The sequence below is a fragment of the Dietzia natronolimnaea genome (assembly GCF_002289575.1).
GTDB lineage: Bacteria > Actinomycetota > Actinomycetes > Mycobacteriales > Mycobacteriaceae > Dietzia > Dietzia natronolimnaea_A.
Map to the genome: position 1 here is coordinate 50,446 of NZ_NTGA01000017.1, position 16,356 is coordinate 66,801.

A 16,356-nucleotide genomic window follows, 5' to 3' on the forward strand; every position below is an offset into this window, starting at 1 on the left:
CGAGGTCGGTGGTCGTCGATCAGAACAGGAAGCCGGCGACGATACCGATCAGGGCGAGCGCCTCGGTGAAGGCGATACCGAGGAACATCGTGGTGCGGAGGGTGCCGGCCATCTCGGGCTGGCGGGCCATGCCCTCGACGGTCTTGCCGACGAGGATGCCGATGCCGATGCCGGGGCCGATGGCGGCGAGGCCGTAGCCGATGGCGCCGAAGCCCTCGTTGCGGGTGACGGTCTCGGCGGCCTGGGCGAGAGTGACGATGTCCATGGGAGTTCCCTTTCAGATGGCCGGTGCGGGCTTGTCCGCACCGGTCGGACGTGATGTGTCGGGTAGACGGGATGGTCGTGCCGGGCCCGGGGGCCCGGGGTCTAGTGGCTCTCCGCGTGGAGTGCGAGGTCGATGTACACCGAGACCAGCAGCGCGAAGATGTAGGCCTGGAGGAAGAGGACCAGCAGCTTGAACAGCGTGAAGGCGACCGAGAGCAACGAGGTGCCCACCGCCAGCAGTGACCAGCCGTTCAACTGCCAGAAGAAGAAGTTCGTGGCACTGAACAGCAGGACGATGATCAGGTGCCCCGCCAGCATGTTGGCCATGAGACGAATGGTCAGCGTGGCCGGGCGGAGGATGAACGTCGACACCAACTCGATCGGCACCACCAGGATGTGCAGCGCCGGGGGAAGCCCCGGGATCACCACACTCGCCTTGATGAACTTGGCGAAGCCGTACCTCTTGGACCCCGCGTAGATGAAGGTCACGTAGCCCAGGACGGCGAGCATCAGCGGGAAGCCGATCCTGGCGTTGGGCGAGATGTTGAGGCCCGGGATGATCGTCGGGAGGTTCATCGCGAAGACCGCGAAGAAGATCGTCGCGATGACCGGCAGGAAACGGCGCCCCTGCTCCTTGCCCAGGATCTCCTCCGCGATGTGGACCCGGACGAAGTCCAGGCAGATCTCGGCGAAGTTCTGGACCCCGCGCGGGACCAGCTTGGGGTTCCGCATGGCGATCATGAAGAAGCCCAGCAGCACCACCGTCATGAGCAACCGGATGATCATGAGCCGGTCCAGGACGAACGCGTCACCGGCGAAACCGGTCAACCACTGCTGGGAGGGGAAGAACTCATAGTCGATGTTCGGGGGATGAAACTCGCCCTTGAAGGCCAGAAGCGTGGTACTCAGTGTGTTCTCCCCTGGTCGTGTTGGGCGACGTGCGCCCGAGCGCGTTCGGTACGAGTGGCCCGGTGATCGCGGCCGTATTGGGATTCCGCGCGAACGCCTCGGGCCGTGAAGCAGCCCGGTGACGTGCTCGTCTCACCGTCGATCAGAATAACATCCTGGTCTCGGCGCGGGGACACAGGGGGACCCGTCACGCGGCCGCGGGCTCCACGTAGGGCGCGCGGGTCTTGAGGATGGCCCACGTCTCCACCGCCAGCACCACGATCAGTGCGGCGATGACCGTGACCGCGAAGGCGGGGCGCGAGTAGAAGTCGTACCTCGAGAGCACGGCGACGATACCCATCGCCGCGAGGAGTTTGACCAGCCAGGTTCCCAGGACGACGGCCGCGGTCGTCTGCGGAGCCGAGTGCGCCGTGGCGATGACCACGATCGCCGTGGTCAGCACGAACGCCCCGCCCACGGCGGCCCCCATCAGCGCGCCCCACAGCCCGGGGGTCCCGTCGATCGCGGTCCACGCCGCGGCACTGACCACGGCGAGTACGGCCAGCGCCAGAGCGCCGAACCGGACCGCCTTGCGGAGACCTGCGGTGTGGGGACTGTCGGCGGGCTGCGCGGGTGTCGCGGGAGTGTCCGTCATGACCAGCAGCCTAACCCGAGCCCCCGGTTTCGACGGTTCCGCGTTCGCCGCGCGAGCTCCTCAATCGCGGGACCAGCGTGGCGGCCAGGACCGAGATGAGCCCGGCGGCGGCGAGCGGGACGATCACCTCGGTCGGGAGCATGGTCGCGCCGACGGCGCCGAACGCGATGAGCGAGACCCACGCGTAGATCACGAGGGCGACCCGCCGATGGGAGTGACCCAGATCCAGCAGACGGTGATGGAGATGCATCTTGTCCGGGGCGAAGGGGCTGCGGCCGGCGCCCACCCGACGGACCACCGCCATCACGAGGTCGAGCATCGGAACGAACATCGCCGCGGCGACGACGATCATCGGCGAGAGCAGGACGATCATCTCCTGCGGCCCGTACAGGCTCTGGGAGATCTTCCCGGACGCGCTGGTGGAGGCCGCCGCGAGGACCAGGCCGATCAGCATCGACCCCGAGTCCCCCATGAAGATCCGGGCCGGTTGGAAGTTGTGCGGTAGGAAGCCCAGCAACGCCCCGGCGAGGACCGCCGTGACCAGGGCCGGGGGGTACGCCCCGACCGTCCCTCCCTGGTCGAGCATGATCCCCACGGAGAACACGCAGATCGCGGTGGCCGCGATGGCACCGAGGCCGGCGGCGAGGCCGTCCAGACCGTCGACGAAGTTCATCGCGTTGACGATGGCCAGTGTGAAGACCACGGTGAGCAGCCCCGCCTGGAGCTGATCCAGGACCAGGATGTTGCCGTCCCCGAAGGGGAGGTACACCAGGTTCCAGGACACGCCCATGGCCACAAGGACGCCCGCCGCCGCCGCTTGACCTGCGAGCTTCGTGACCGCTCCGAGGCCGAGGATGTCGTCGACGATGCCCACCAGCACGATCACGCCGCCCGCGATGATCGTCGCTTCGACGTCCGGGGCGAATGGCGGGAACGCCCGGTTGAGAGCGGGGAGTTGCGCGGACAGGTAGACGGCGACCAGCATTCCGGTGAAGATGCCGACCCCGCCGAGGCGGGGCGTCGGCACCACGTGCACGTCCCTGTCGCGGGGGTAGGCCAGTCCCCCGATCGCCGGTGCGACCCCCCTGACCAGACCTGTGACGACGAACGTGACCAGGCCCGCCGTGACCGCGATGAGCAGGAGCTCGCGGAACGGAACCCCTATGCCCACGCTCAGATCACCCCGGTCAGCCGCGCAGAGACGCGGCGTCGGTGTTCAGGACCTCCCCGACACGCTCTGCGCTCACGGCCCCCTCCCGGACGATCCGGGGCGCCGGTCCAGTGAGGTCGACGATCGTCGAGGGCTGGCCGACCGAGCACGGGCCGCCGTCGAGATAGACGGCGACCGAGTCCCCCAGCTGCTCACGAGCCTCCGCGACAGTGGTCGCCGGGGGCTGCCCGGAGACGTTGGCGCTGGATACGGCGAGCGGCCCGACCTCGCGGAGCAACTCGATCGCGACGGGATGCAGCGGCATCCGGAGCATCACCGTGCCCTGCGTGTGTCCCAGGTTCCAGTTGAGGGACGGTGCCTGGTGCACGATCAGGCTCAGGCCGCCGGGCCAGAACGCCCGGATGAGGTCTCGCGCCGTCGCGGGTGTGCTGACGACCAGGCCGTCGATGGTCTCCCAGGAACCGACCAGGACGGGCACGGGCATGTCCGGTCCGCGCCGCTTGGCGGAGAGCAACAGGGTGACCGCATCCGGGTCGAAGGCGTCGGCCGCGATGCCGTAGAGGGTGTCCGTGGGGGTCACGACGAGCCGACCCGCACGCAGTGCCCCGGCCGCGGAACTGAGGCCGACCTCTCGACCGGTGTCCTCGGTGCAGTCGTAGGTGATGGTCACCGGGTGGTCCCCTTCCGGACTGTCGGGTCGAGCTCGTCGTCGTCGTCACGATCGCCGAGTCTGGTCGCGGTGACGAACCGCGGACGTCCGGCGAGGTCGGTGTGCTGCTCCACGGTACCGAAGCGTCCCTGCGCCTCGACCACCGACGCGACGGAGGCGCCGGTCTCCTCGTCGTGCTCCACGGCGAGGTGGCCCCCCGGCGCCAGGAGCCCGGCCGCGACACCGACGAGCGGAGTGATGACGGCGAGGCCGTCGACTCCCCCGAACAGCGCGGTCGCCGGCTCGTGCCCGAGGACCTCCGCAGGGAGATCGTCCGTCCGCGGGATGTACGGCGGGTTGGACACCACCGCGTCGACCCGGCCCCGCAGTTCCGCCAGGATGCCGGGGTCCGTCGCGTCCCCCGAGTGCACCACGAGTGGAGTGTCCCCCGCGGCCGCCCGTTCGGCGGCGTTGCGCCGCAGCCAATCCAGAGCCTGATCGTGCAGTTCGACGGCGTGGACCCGCGCATCGGGTCGGGCATGGGCGATCTCGAGGGCCAGCGTTCCGCTACCGGCACAGAGGTCCACGACGACGGGGCCCGGCCCGTCGCCCGGGGCGGGGAGCGCGGCCAGCGCGTCCTCCACCAGCAGCTCGGTCTCGGGCCTGGGGATGAAGACACCGGGCCCCACCGCGAGATCCAGACGACCCGACACGGCCCGCCCGAGGAGGTACTGGATCGGGGTGCGATCGGCGATGCGGGCGGCGACCATCCGGTCGATCTCCGCGAGTCCGGAGGCGTCCACCGCGTCGGCCAGTGGGAGTGCGGAGCGGTCTATTCCAAGGACATGCGCGCAGATCAGCTGCGCCTCCACGACGGCGGAGTCCACACCGGCGGCCCGCAGATCGTGTGCGGCCGACCTCACGACCGCGGTCGCCGGCACGGGGCGCGGATGCACCGCCTAGGCGTCTTCCATGCGTCTGCGCCGGTCCTCGACCGCCAGTGCGTCGAGGACCGCGTCGAGGTCACCGTCGAGGACGGCGTCGAGATTGTGCGCCTTGAACCCGACCCGGTGATCGGCGATCCGGTTCTCGGGGAAGTTGTAGGTGCGGATGCGTTCCGACCGGTCGACGGTGCGGATCTGGGTGGACCGCCCCTCGGAGGCCTCGGCGCTCGCAGCCTCCTCGGCGGCGGCCTGGAGCCGGGCGGCGAGCACCTCCAGCGCGCGCTGCTTGTTCTGCAGTTGACTACGTTCGTTCTGACACGTGACGACAGTGCCGGTGGGCAGGTGCGTGATCCGCACCGCCGAATCGGTGGTGTTGACCCCCTGGCCGCCCTTGCCCGACGAGCGGTACACGTCGATCCTCAGGTCCGACTCGTCGATCTCGACCGGCCCCACGTCCTCGGGCTCGGGGAAGACGAGCACCCCGGCGGCCGACGTATGGACCCGGCCCTGCGACTCGGTGACCGGCACCCGTTGGACGCGGTGCACCCCGCCCTCGAACTTCAGGCGTGACCACACACCGTCCCTTGAGGGGTGACGAGACCTGATCGAGAACGAGGCGTCCTTGTACCCGCCCAGGTCGGACTCGGTCACCCCGAGGACCTCGACCACCCAGCCGTGCTTCTCCGCGTACCGCGTATACATGCGGGCGAGGTCCGCCGCGAACAGTGCCGACTCCTCCCCGCCTTCACCGGACTTGATCTCCATGAGCACGTCATCCGCGTCGTGGGGGTCCCGCGGCGCCAGCAGGTCGGCCAACCGCGACTCCAGTGTCGTCACCTCCTCCGCCAACCGATCGGCCTCCTCGGCGAACGACGAGTCGTCGCCGGCCAGCTCACGCGCGGCGGACAGGTCGCCCCGGGTGGACTCCAGAGCACGGTGACACTGCACCACGGGGGTCAGTTCGGCGAATCGCTTGCCGACCCTGCGCGCGGCCACCGGGTCCTCGTGGAGCGCCGGGTCGGACAGCTGCGCCTCGAGCCCCCCGTACTCCGAGAGGACGTCGTCGATGGAGGACGGCGAACGCCCCGGGGCCTGCGTCACTCCTCGTCCTGCGGCAGGGTCGGAGTCGTCTTGGCCACCTGCAGGAGGAACTCGTAGTTGGTGTTGGTCTTGCGCAGCTGCGACATCAGCAGGTCGATCGCCTGGTGCGAGTCGAGCCCGGACAACACCCTCCGCAGCTTGTGCATGACACCGGCCTCCTCCGGAGTCATCAGGAGCTCCTCCTTGCGGGTGCCCGAGGGCCCCACGTCGACCGCGGGGAAGACGCGCCGCTCCGCGATGCGCCGGTCAAGCTTCAGTTCCGCGTTACCGGTGCCCTTGAACTCCTCGAAGATCACCGTGTCACCGGCGGACCCCGTCTCGACCATCGCCGTGGAGATGATGGTCAGGGAGCCACCGTTCTCGATGTTGCGTGCCGCTCCCAGGAACCGCTTGGGCGGATAGAGCGCGGTGGAGTCGACACCGCCGGACAGGATGCGTCCCGAGGCGGGTGAGGAGTTGTTGTAGGCGCGACCCAACCGGGTGATGGAATCGAGGAGGACCACGACGTCCTGCCCCATCTCCACCAGTCGCTTGGCGCGTTCGATCGCGAGCTCTGCGACCTGGGTGTGATCCGACGGCGGGCGGTCGAAGGTCGAGGCGATGACCTCGCCGTTGACCGAGCGCTGCATATCGGTCACCTCCTCGGGTCGCTCGTCGACGAGCACGACCATGAGATGACACTCGGGGTTGTTGATGGCGATCGAGTTCGCGATGTTCTGCAGGATCGTGGTCTTGCCCGCCTTGGGCGGGGAGACGATGAGCGCCCGCTGGCCCTTGCCGATGGGCATGATCAGATCGATCACCCGGGTCGAGAGGACGTTCTTCTCCGTCTCGAGACGCAGCCGCTGGTTGGGGTAGAGCGGCGTGAGCTTGCCGAACTCCGGGCGGTTGCGCGCGTCTTCCGGGGGACCCCCGTTGACCGAGTCGATTCGGGCCAGCGGGTTGAACTTCGCCCTGTTCTTCCCCCCTTGACCGCCGCCGCGACCGCCACCCTGCCCGCCGCCGGACCCGTCGTTCTGGGCGTCGCCCTGACCGTCCCGCGGCATCTTGACCGCGCCCGTGATCGCGTCGCCGCGACGCAGCCCGTACTTGCGGATCATGTTCATCGAGACGTAGACGTCGTTCGACCCCGCGAGGTAGCCGGAGGTACGGACGAACGCGTAGTTGTCCAGGACGTCGAGGATGCCCGCGACCGGCTGGAGGACGTCGTCGTCCCGCACCTCGGTCTCGCCCTCCTGCGGACGGCCACCGCCACCACCGCGGTTACGCTCGCGCCGCCGGCGGCTCCGACGGCCGCGGCCGCCCCCGTCGTCGTCGTCACGGTTCTGACCGTCGCCCCGCGGGCCACTGTCTCCGCCCTGGTTGCCCTGGTTGCCCTGGTTACGAGGGTTCCCGGAATCGCCGCCCTGCTGGTCGCGACCGCGACCGCGACCGCCCTGGTTGTCGCGACCCTGCTGATCACGACCGCGACCGCCCTGCTGACCCTGGTCCTGGCGACCCGACTGCTGCTCGTCGCGGTTCTGGCCGCCCCGTCGCTGCCGGGCGCCCTGGTTCTGGGACTCCTGCTGGTCCTGGCCCTCGTCGCGGCGAGCCTCCTGATCGGCGTTCTTCGCCTGCCCCCCGGCCCTCTGACCACCCCCGGCCCTCCGTCCGGCAGCGGTCTTCTGCCCGTCCGCGGCCTCCTGCCCGTCCGCGGCCTCCTGGCGGTCCTGCCGGGGGGCGGTGTCCGCAGCAGCGGCCGGCGTGGCCTCGGCGGGAGTCTGGGCGGGCGAGGACTGGGCGTTCGAGGGCTGAGCGGGCGAGGACTGGGTGGGCGAGGACTTGGCGGCGGCCTGGGGCCGCCCGCCACGGGCGGCGTCGATCATCGCCACCAGATCGCTCTTGCGCTTGCCTGACAGGCCCTTGAGGCCCATCTGCTGGGCGAGAGACTTGAGATCCGCCAGACGCATGGCTGCCAGTGCAGCCCCCTGCGGAGGTGTGGAGTGGGTTTCCGTCGAGGTCACGGGTGTCCTTTCTGGGCCCGGGCCGAGTCGGTGTCAACCGCTCCGCGCCGGGCAACTGTCCGGGACGCAGACACGCGTCCCGGGTGGCCGCTGAGGCCTTCCGTGGCGGCGAACTGGCCGGACACGGAGTCGTCTGAGGGGGATGTGCACGAGGTGATTCCTGCCGAGTCGGCTTCATGTTGACCGTCGACGTCGGACGAGACCCACTCACGGGCACGACAATCCCGATTGGCCACGCGCCGTTCGGCCGCTCCCCCGGGATCGCCTCGCGGACTGCTCCCCGCTGGCGGGGTAAGCGTACGGGAGATGACTCGGGCTTCAGGGACGACCGGGCGTCCGTGGCTTCAGAAAAGCATACTACCCGCCGTCCGTCCTTACACGCGTCCCCCTCGCGAGTCCCGCCCGGCGTGTCCTCATCCCGACCGGCGGGCGGTAATCTAACAGCCCACTGCGGCCGAGTGGAAGGAGGTCGGATGTTCGGAACGATGCTCGAGACCCCGTTGCTCGTGTCGCGGATCCTCGACCACGCCGCGGAGCGACACTCCGGGTCCACGGTCACCGGTTTCGTCGGCGACATGGTGCCGCGGACCTCCCGGTTCGACGTGATCGCGGCCCGGGCCGCGGCCACCGCGCACGCCCTGACGGATCTCGGTGTGAGTGAAGGCGACGTCGTGGCCGTCCTGTCCGGCAGCCGCCCCGAGGTCATCGAGTCGATGTTCGCGATCCCGTCGATGGGCGCGGCGGTGCTCTCGCTCAACGTCTTCCGGTCCCGCTCGTTCCTCCTCGCCGCGCTGCGCGACAACGATGTCTCAGTGCTGCTGGTCGATCCGGAGTTGCTGCCCCGCGCACTCGACGTGATCGGTGATCTGGAGCACGCACCCCACGTGGTCGTGTTCGATGACGAGGTCCACGGGGACACCACCGCACTGCCCGGGGACGCACAGGGCGGGCAGCTCCACGCCCTCGAGGCACTGCTCGATGGGCGACCGACCACCTTCCCGTGGCCTGCAGTGGACGAACGCACCGCCGCCGCGCTCGCGTACACCTCCGGCACCACGGGGCTGTCGAAAGCAGTCGCGTTCACGCACCGGTCGATATGGCTTCACTCCATGCAGATGTGCATGGCGGAGAGTGCCGCGCTCCGTAGTGGGGACAGCGTCCTGACGACCGTGCCGATGCACCACGTGCTGTCCTGGGGGTTGCCGTACGCGGCCTTCATGACCGGGGCCAGCATCATCACCGCCCGGCCGCGGCCGGGTCAGGCGATGCACTCCGGACGCGAACTGGCGGAACTACTGGCCACGTTCAGGCCCAACAAGGTCGCGACGACGCCGGCCTCGCTCCAACGCCTCCTGCGACACCTGGAGAACCACCCGCAACCACTCGGTCACCTGGGCGAGGTCCTGGTCGGCGGCTCTCCGGTGCCGGAGGCGCTGTTCGACGCCTTCGTCACCCGTCACGGGGTCACCATCATGCAGGCCTACGGGCTCACGGAGTCCAGCCCGATCGCCACCTTCGCCCGCGCCGATCCCCACTCCTCGGCGACCCATCGCCGCGCCCAGATCCTCGGGCAGGGCCGGTTTCCCGCCGGGGTTGACGCCCGGATCGTCGAGTCCGGACGGGTCCTCCCGAACGATGGGTGGTCCGTCGGCGAACTCCAACTCAGGGGCCCGTGGGTCACTGCACGCTATCTGGGCGACGACTCCACCGACCGGTTCGTCGACGGGTGGCTGCGCACCGGGGACATGGCCACCATCTCTCCGCGCGGTTACCTCGACGTGGTCGACCGGGTGGACGACATCATCGCCTCGGGGGGCGAGCTGATCTCCTCGGTAGAACTCGAGCACGCGGTACTGCGGGACGATCGGGTGGCCGATGCGGCGGTGATCGGGGTGCCGGACGAACGCTGGGGCAATCGCCCCATGGTCCTGGTCCACCTCAAACCCGGGGCCACCGCCACCGCCCGGGCCCTCTGGGACTCCCTGGAGGGCCACGTCGATCTGTGGAAACGGCCCGATCACTGGGCTTTCGTCGACGACATCCCGCGCACGTCGGTGGGAAAGTACGACAAGCGGGCCATCCGTTCGCTGCACGCCGAGGGGGCCTATCGGGTCACGACCATCTCGCCCGGCTCCGCCACCTGATCACGCCGGTGTCGTACTCACTGCTCGGCGAGCACCCGTGCGCCCTCGGCGATCTCCAGGTCCAGGACCTGCCACCCCTGCGCCTCGGCGTCAGCGCGCAGGTCGGTCGGCAGCGGGGTGGTCCCCAGCACCAGAACGGTGGGTCCTGCTCCGGAGACCGTGGCGGCGAGACCCCGGCCCCGTAGCCTAGCGATCCACTCCGTGGTGCCGACGAGCGCCGGCGCCCGGTAGGACTGGTGCAATCGATCCTCGGTCGCGGCGAGCAGGAACTCGGGGTGCGCGGCCAGCGCCACCGACATCAGCGCGGCTCTACTGGCGTTGAAGGCCGCATCCTCGTGGGGCACCGTCTCCGGGAGCAGACCGCGCGTCTGAGCCGTCGACGAGGTCTCGGAGGGCACCAGCACGGTGGCGACGATCGTCGGGTCCACCTCCATGCGGACCGCCCGGTAGGTCACGGCGGTCGCCGACCTCTCGGTCCACGAGACCACCACCCCACCGAGGACGCTGGCCGCGGCGTTGTCAGGATGGCCCTCGAACTCGCTCGCCAGCTGCACCAGGTGCTCGTCTGTCAGCACCTGACCCATCAGCCCGTTCGCCGCGACGAGTCCCCCCACCGCCGCCGACGCGGAGGAACCGAGACCCCGGGAATGGGGGATCGCGTTGGTACAGGTGATCCTGACCCCGGGGGCGCCCGTGCCGCCGGCCCGGAGACCGGCCTCGACCGCCTTGGCGACAAGGTGTGAGGCGTCCTCGGGAACCTGCCCGGCCCCCTCCCCCGAGACCTCGAGTTCCAGGCCCGACGCGATCGTCGTCACCGTGATGGTGTCGTAGAGTCCCAGTGCCACACCGAGGGCGTCGAACCCCGGACCGAGGTTGGCGCTGGAGGCGGGCACCTCGACGGTGACCGAGCGGCCGACCGGCAGGATACGTCCCCCGGAGCTGCCGAAGACCTCCGGACCGGCACCGCTCACGGCGCTCACTCCAGCCCGAGGGCGCCGGCGACGGCGGAGGGATCCACCGGGATGGCCTCCACCTCAGGCATGCCCAAAAGGGCGGTGTCCGGGTCCTTGAGTCCGTTGCCGGTCACGGTGCAGACGATCGTCTGGCCGGGCTCGAGTTCTCCGTTGGCGTGAGCGTCGAGCAGGCCCGCGACCGACGCCGCGGAGGCCGGCTCCACGTACACGCCGTCCTTACCCGCGACGGTGCGGTAGGCCTCGAGGATCTGCTCGTCGGTGCGCTTGCGGAACGTCCCGCCGGACTGGTCGCGGGCGGCGACGGCGCCGTCCCAGGACGCCGGCGCGCCGATGCGGATGGCGGTGGCGATGGTCTCGGGGTTCTTGACCGGCGCGCCGTCCACCAGGGGCGCCGCGCCCGCTGCCTGCACGCCCATCATCCGGGGACGGGTCGAGATGACGCCGTCGGCGTGGTATTCGCTGTAGCCCTTCCAGTACGCGGTGATGTTGCCCGCGTTGCCGACCGGGAGGAAGTGCAGATCGGGAGCCCGCCCGAGCACGTCGACGATCTCGAACGCGGCGGTCTTCTGGCCTTCGATCCGCACCGGGTTGACCGAGTTGACCAGGCCGATCTCCGCGTACGTCGCGGTGGTCTTGCGGGCCAGCTCCAGGCAGTCGTCGAAGTTCCCGTCGACCTGGATGATCGTGGCACCGTGCATGACCGCCTGTGCCAGCTTCCCGGCGGCGATCTTGCCCTGGGGGATCAGCACCGCGCAGCCCATCCCGGCCCGGGTCGCATAGGCGGCGGCCGAGGCGGAGGTGTTGCCGGTCGAGGCACACAGCACGGCCTTCTGACCGCGCGCCCTGGCGTCGGTGACGGCCATCGTCATCCCGCGGTCCTTGAACGAGCCCGTCGGGTTGAGGCCCTCCACCTTGAGGTAGACCTCGCACCCGGTCACCCCGGAGAGGTAGGGGGCCGGCAGGAGCGGGGTACCACCCTCGAAGAGCGTCACCGTCTCCCAGGTGTCCCCGATCGGGAGGCGGTCGCGGTAGGCCTCGATGAGACCGGGCCAGCGGTGATGCACGGGCTGATGGGTGCTGCTCATTCTGTGTCCACTCCCTCGAGTCGGATGACGCTGGTGATGACCGAGACCGCGTCCTGGTCGGAGAGCGCTGAGACCGTGTCGGCGAGCGCGCGCTCCGAGGCTCGGTGGGTCAGGACGGTGAGCTCGGCGGTGGGCTCGGCGTCGTCCAGCTCGGAATCGGGGAACTCGACCTCGGTCTGCCGGACCTGGGCGATGGACACCCCGTGGCGCGAGAACTCGGCCGCGACCAGAGCCAGGACCCCGGGCTTGTCGGCCACGCGCATCCGCACGTGATAGCGGGTGGAGACCTCGTCCATCGATGCCACCGGCAGCGCCGCGTAGGTCGACTCCCCCGGTGCCCGGCCCGAGTCGACCTTGTTCCGGGCCGCGGCGACCATGTCCCCGAGGACGGCGGACGCGGTCGGGGATCCCCCGGCTCCCTGCCCGTAGAACATGAGCCGGCCTGCCGCCTCCGCCTCGACCACGACGGCGTTGAAGGCGCCGTTGACGGTGGCGAGCGGATGGCTGTCGGGGAGCAGCGCCGGGTAGACGCGCGCCGAGACGGCCTCACTGCCGTCCTCGCGCTGCAGCTTCTCGCAGATCGCGAGGAGTTTGATGGTGCAGTCCATATCGCGGGCCGAGGCGAAATCGTCGGGCGTGATCCGGGAGATGCCCTCCCGGTAGACATCGCCCGCCGTCACGCGGCTGTGAAACGCGATCGAGGCCAGGATCGCGGCCTTGGCCGCCGCGTCGTATCCCTCGACGTCCGCCGTGGGGTCGGCCTCCGCGTATCCGAGCCGGGAGGCCTCGGCGAGGGTCTCGGCGTAGTCGGCGCCCGTGGACCCCATCGCGGAGAGGATGTAGTTGGTCGTCCCGTTGACGATCCCGAGGACCCGCTGGACCTGGTCACCCGCCATGGAACGCCGCAGGGGTCCGATCACCGGGATCGCGCCGGCCACGGCCGCCTCGAAGTACAGGTCGGAGCGGGTCGAGTCCGCGGCCTCCGCCAGTTCGTCGGTGTACTCGGCGAGCAGGGCCTTGTTGGCGGTGACCACGGCCTTGCCGTTGCCAAGCGCCTCCAGCAGGAGGGGACGCGGGACGTCGATACCGCCCATCAGTTCGACGACGACGTCGACGTCGTCCCGCGAGACGAGCGAGGACGGATCCGCCGTCAGCAGATCGGGGTCGATCCCGCGGTCGCGGGACAGGTCGCGCACCGCGACACCCCGCAGGACGAGCGGAGCCCCGATCCGGGAGGCGAGCGCCTCCGCGTTCTCCGTCATGTAGCGGATGACCTCGGTGCCGACGGTGCCCATTCCGAGCACCGCCACTCCCACGGGTCGCACGCCAGACGCCGTTGCGTCGCTCACTGTCCCACCTCCAGGCTCGTCAGATCGTCCAGGGTTTCACGTCGGAGCACCAGGCGTGCCCGTCCGTCACGGACCGCGACCACCGCGGGCCGACCGATCAGGTTGTACCGGCTGGACATCGAATAGCAGTAGGCGCCGGTCGCCGCGACGGCCACCAGATCCCCTGCCCCGGTGTCCTCGGGCATCCACAGGTCGCGGACCACCACGTCACCGCTCTCGCAGTGTTTCCCCACGAGTCTCGCCACGACGGGCTCCGCGGTCGACGAGCGGCCCACCAGACGGGCGTCGTACTCGGCGTCGTACAGGGCGGTCCGGATGTTGTCGCTCATCCCGCCGTCGACGCTGATGTAGCGACGTCTCTCCCCTCCGGCGAGCTCGACGTCCTTGACCACGCCGACCTCGTAGAGGGTGACCGTGCCGGGTCCGGCGATCGCGCGGCCGGGCTCGACGACCAACGTGGGGGGCGCGAGCCCGACGTCGGCCGAGAACCCGTCGACGATCTCCTTCAGCGCGGTGGCCAGGTGCGCCACCGGGGGCGGGTCGTCGGTCGGGACGTAGCTGATGCCCAGGCCGCCGCCCAGGTCCAGGTGGTCGAGCTGGGCCGTGCGTTCGGCGCCGAACTCGTCGACGATGTCGCGCAGGAGCCCGATCACGCGACGCGCGGCGAGTTCGAAGCCGTCGACGTCGAAGATCTGCGAACCGATGTGGCTGTGGAGTCCGGTGAGCCGGATGTGCGGTGCGTCGAACACCGCGCGGACGGCGGCCATGGCCGCGCCTCCCGCGAGGGAGAACCCGAACTTCTGATCCTCGTGCGCGGTGGCGATGAACTCGTGGGTGTGTGCCTCGACGCCCACCGTCACCCGGATGAAGACGTCCTGGACCAGCCCCTCCTCGGCGGCGATACGGTCCAGCAGCGCGATCTCGGACATCGAGTCGAGGACGACGTGTCCGACTCCGCTGCGCACGGCGAGTCGCAGTTCGTCGGCGGACTTGTTGTTGCCGTGCACCGTGATCCGGGCGGGCGGGAAGTCGGCGCGCAGGGCCACCGCGAGCTCGCCGCCCGAGGCGACGTCCAGGCTCAGCCCCTCCTGCGCCACCCAGCGCGCCACCTCGGTGCACAGGAACGCCTTGGAGGCGTAATGGACCCGGTCCGCGCCACCAAAGGCCTCCGCCATCTCGCGGCACCGGGAGCGGAAGTCGTCCTCGTCGATCACGAACAGCGGGGTCCCGTACTCGGCCGCGAGGTCACCCGCGGCCACCCCGGCGAACTCCACCACACCGTCGTCACGTCGACCCGCGCCGCGCGGCCAGACCGCCGGGTCCAGGGCCATCACCCGGGCCGCGTCGGCGGGACGCTCGCCGATGCCGGGCGCGTGCGGGAACTCGTGCCGGGACCCGGCCGGGTGCGCGCTCACATCTTCTCCGGGGCGGTGACGCCGATCAACCGCAGACCGTTGGCCAGGGTCTGTCGGGTGGCCGTGCTGAGCGCGAGTCGGGCCGCGTGGAGCGGACCGGCCTCCTCGTCACCCATCGGCAGGACCCGACACGTGTCGTAGAAGCGATGGTAGGCGCCGGCGAGTTCTTCCAGGTACCTGGCGACCCGGTGTGGCTCCCGGAGTTCGGCGGCGCTCGCCACGACCCTGGGGAACTCGCCGATCGTCCTGATGAGGGCGCCCTCGCGGTCCTCGACAAGGAGCGCGAGGTCGGCCGCGTCGGTCGTGACCCCCAGGTCGGCGGCGTTCCGGGCCAGGGAGCACAGGCGGGCGTGCGCGTACTGGACGTAAAAGACCGGGTTGTCGTTGGTCGCCGATGCCCACAGCTGCAGATCGATGTCCATGGTCTGGTCCACCGAGGAGCGGATGAGCGCGTACCGCGCGGCGTCGACGCCGATCGCCTCCACCAGGTCGTCGAGCGTGATCACCGTCCCCGCCCGCTTGCTCATCTTGACCGGGACACCGTCCCGCACGAGGCTGACCATCTGACCGATCAGGACCTCGATCGCTGCGGGATCGTCACCGAGCGCCGCCGCCGCGGCCTTGAGCCGTGCGATGTACCCGTGATGGTCGGCCCCGAGCATGTAGATGCACAGGTCGAACCCGCGGTCCCGCTTGTCCAGGAAGTACGCGATATCGCCGGCGATGTAGGCCGCGTTGCCGTCGGACTTCAGGACCACGCGGTCCTTGTCGTCCCCGAAGTCGGTGGAGCGCAACCACCAGGCGCCCTCGGACTCGTACAGGTTGCCGTTGCCCTTGAGCACCTCGATGGCCCGGTCCACGGCGCCGGAGGTGAACATGGAGTTCTCGTGGGTGTAGACGTCGAAGACCGTGCCGAACTCGGCGAGCGAGGCCTTGATGTGCGTGAACATCAGGTCGACACCGGTTGCCCGGAAGGTCTCCAGGGCCTCGGCCTCCGGCTGCTGGAGCACGTCCGGGTGTTCGGCGACCACGCGAGCGGCGATGTCCTCGATGTACGCGCCCGCGTACCCGTCCTCCGGCGTCGCCTCGCCGCGGGCGGCGGCGAGCAGCGACCGGCTGAACCGGTCGATCTGGGCACCGTGATCGTTGAAGTAGTACTCGCGCGTCACCTGCGCGCCGGACGCCTCGAGGACACGCCCGAGGGCGTCCCCGACCGCCGCCCACCGCGTGCCGCCCAGGTGGATGGGGCCGGTCGGGTTAGCCGAGACGAACTCGAGGTTCACGCGGCGGCCGGCCATCGCCTCGCCGGTGCCGTACGCCTCGCCCTGTTCGATGACGGAGGCCACGAGCGCCCCCTGGGCGCCGGAGTCGAGGCGGATGTTGAGGAATCCGGGGCCGGCGATGTCCGCCGACGCGACGCCGGGATCAGCGGCGAGCGCGGTGGCGATCTCCTGGGCCAGCTCCCGCGGCGCGGCCCCGACCTTCTTGGCCAACTGCAGCGCCACGTTGGTCGCGTAGTCACCGTGGTCCGGATTGCGCGGCCGTTCGACGGTCACCGTGTCCGGCACCACCGAGATGTCGGTTCCGCGCTCGGAGAGGACGGTCAGCAATGCGGCACGGATGACGGCGGCGAGGTCGGCGGGAGTCACGTCTTCCTATCCTAGGTGTCAGCATCTCGGCAGCGGAATCGGACACCGGCTGGTGCCCAGGCGGC

General features: G+C 70.0%; 14 protein-coding genes. 1 reads left to right on the forward strand and 13 read right to left on the reverse strand.

Annotation, left to right across the window (positions count from 1 at the left end):
* Nucleotides 1–19: 19 nt before the first annotated feature.
* The 8 genes from CEY15_RS09920 to rho all read right to left on the reverse strand — a co-directional run bounded on the left by CEY15_RS09920 (nucleotide 20) and on the right by rho (nucleotide 7,675).
* The gene (locus CEY15_RS09920) at nucleotides 20–265 is read right to left on the reverse strand and encodes an ATP synthase F0 subunit C (RefSeq protein WP_095718303.1); all 246 of its coding nucleotides are present in this window, start codon (nucleotides 263–265) and stop codon (nucleotides 20–22) included.
* A 101-nt stretch (nucleotides 266–366) separates the two neighbouring features.
* Nucleotides 367–1,092: a F0F1 ATP synthase subunit A gene (gene atpB / locus CEY15_RS09925; RefSeq protein WP_245847490.1), complete on the reverse strand. Its 726-nt coding sequence runs from the start codon at nucleotides 1,090–1,092 to the stop codon at nucleotides 367–369.
* A 268-nt stretch (nucleotides 1,093–1,360) separates the two neighbouring features.
* A complete protein-coding gene (locus tag CEY15_RS09930) occupies nucleotides 1,361–1,807 on the reverse strand; it encodes a hypothetical protein (RefSeq protein ID WP_095718305.1) in 447 nt (148 codons plus the stop codon).
* 10 nt (nucleotides 1,808–1,817) lie between these two features.
* Nucleotides 1,818–2,978, reverse strand: coding sequence for a glycosyltransferase family 4 protein (locus CEY15_RS09935; protein ID WP_095718306.1), 1,161 nt, complete (start codon nucleotides 2,976–2,978; stop codon nucleotides 1,818–1,820).
* A gap of 16 nt (nucleotides 2,979–2,994) precedes the next feature.
* Nucleotides 2,995–3,648: an L-threonylcarbamoyladenylate synthase gene (locus CEY15_RS09940; protein ID WP_017837076.1), complete on the reverse strand. Its 654-nt coding sequence runs from the start codon at nucleotides 3,646–3,648 to the stop codon at nucleotides 2,995–2,997.
* On the reverse strand, nucleotides 3,645–4,583 hold the full coding sequence (prmC, locus tag CEY15_RS09945; RefSeq protein ID WP_245847494.1) for a peptide chain release factor N(5)-glutamine methyltransferase: 939 nt from the start codon (nucleotides 4,581–4,583) through the stop codon (nucleotides 3,645–3,647). The genes CEY15_RS09940 and prmC overlap by 4 nt, the downstream gene beginning before the upstream one ends.
* Nucleotides 4,584–4,586: 3 nt before the next feature.
* A complete protein-coding gene (prfA, locus tag CEY15_RS09950; RefSeq protein ID WP_095718307.1) occupies nucleotides 4,587–5,672 on the reverse strand; it encodes a peptide chain release factor 1 in 1,086 nt (361 codons plus the stop codon).
* Nucleotides 5,669–7,675 carry a transcription termination factor Rho gene (gene rho / locus CEY15_RS09955; RefSeq protein WP_095718308.1) on the reverse strand — a complete coding sequence of 669 codons (2,007 nt, stop codon included), beginning with the start codon at nucleotides 7,673–7,675 and terminating at the stop codon, nucleotides 5,669–5,671. Before rho ends, prfA begins: the two co-directional genes overlap by 4 nt.
* A gap of 473 nt (nucleotides 7,676–8,148) precedes the next feature.
* Here rho and CEY15_RS09960 point away from each other — a divergent pair, with 473 nt between their 5' ends.
* Complete coding sequence (locus CEY15_RS09960) at nucleotides 8,149–9,819, forward strand: AMP-binding protein (RefSeq protein WP_095718309.1); 1,671 nt, start codon at nucleotides 8,149–8,151, stop codon at nucleotides 9,817–9,819.
* Between the two features lie 17 nt (nucleotides 9,820–9,836).
* On the opposite strand, the gene thrB is transcribed toward CEY15_RS09960, so the two are convergent.
* The 5 genes from thrB to argS are packed head-to-tail and all read right to left on the reverse strand — an operon-like array spanning nucleotide 9,837 to nucleotide 16,291.
* Nucleotides 9,837–10,799 (reverse strand): homoserine kinase, encoded by a 963-nt coding sequence (gene thrB / locus CEY15_RS09965; protein WP_095718310.1) that lies wholly within the window; start codon nucleotides 10,797–10,799, stop codon nucleotides 9,837–9,839.
* Entirely contained in the window at nucleotides 10,796–11,878 is a 1,083-nt protein-coding gene (gene thrC / locus CEY15_RS09970; RefSeq protein WP_095718311.1) for a threonine synthase, read from the reverse strand. The genes thrB and thrC overlap by 4 nt, the downstream gene beginning before the upstream one ends.
* On the reverse strand, nucleotides 11,875–13,227 hold the full coding sequence (locus tag CEY15_RS09975; protein WP_095718312.1) for a homoserine dehydrogenase: 1,353 nt from the start codon (nucleotides 13,225–13,227) through the stop codon (nucleotides 11,875–11,877). The genes thrC and CEY15_RS09975 overlap by 4 nt, the downstream gene beginning before the upstream one ends.
* Complete coding sequence (lysA, locus tag CEY15_RS09980; RefSeq protein WP_095718313.1) at nucleotides 13,224–14,642, reverse strand: diaminopimelate decarboxylase; 1,419 nt, start codon at nucleotides 14,640–14,642, stop codon at nucleotides 13,224–13,226. Before lysA ends, CEY15_RS09975 begins: the two co-directional genes overlap by 4 nt.
* A complete protein-coding gene (gene argS, locus CEY15_RS09985) occupies nucleotides 14,639–16,291 on the reverse strand; it encodes an arginine--tRNA ligase (protein ID WP_095718314.1) in 1,653 nt (550 codons plus the stop codon). Before argS ends, lysA begins: the two co-directional genes overlap by 4 nt.
* Nucleotides 16,292–16,356 lie beyond the last annotated feature (65 nt).

Bases quoted from the DNA above. Each gene is read 5' to 3' on its own strand.
- CEY15_RS09930 (WP_095718305.1), bottom strand. From the start codon at position 1,807: ATGACGGACACTCCCGCGACACCCGCGCAGCCCGCCGACAGTCCCCAC.
- thrC (WP_095718311.1), bottom strand. From the start codon at position 11,878: ATGAGCAGCACCCATCAGCCCGTGCATCACCGCTGGCCCGGTCTCATC.
- CEY15_RS09920 (WP_095718303.1), bottom strand. From the start codon at position 265: ATGGACATCGTCACTCTCGCCCAGGCCGCCGAGACCGTCACCCGCAAC.
- CEY15_RS09960 (WP_095718309.1), top strand. From the start codon at position 8,149: ATGTTCGGAACGATGCTCGAGACCCCGTTGCTCGTGTCGCGGATCCTC.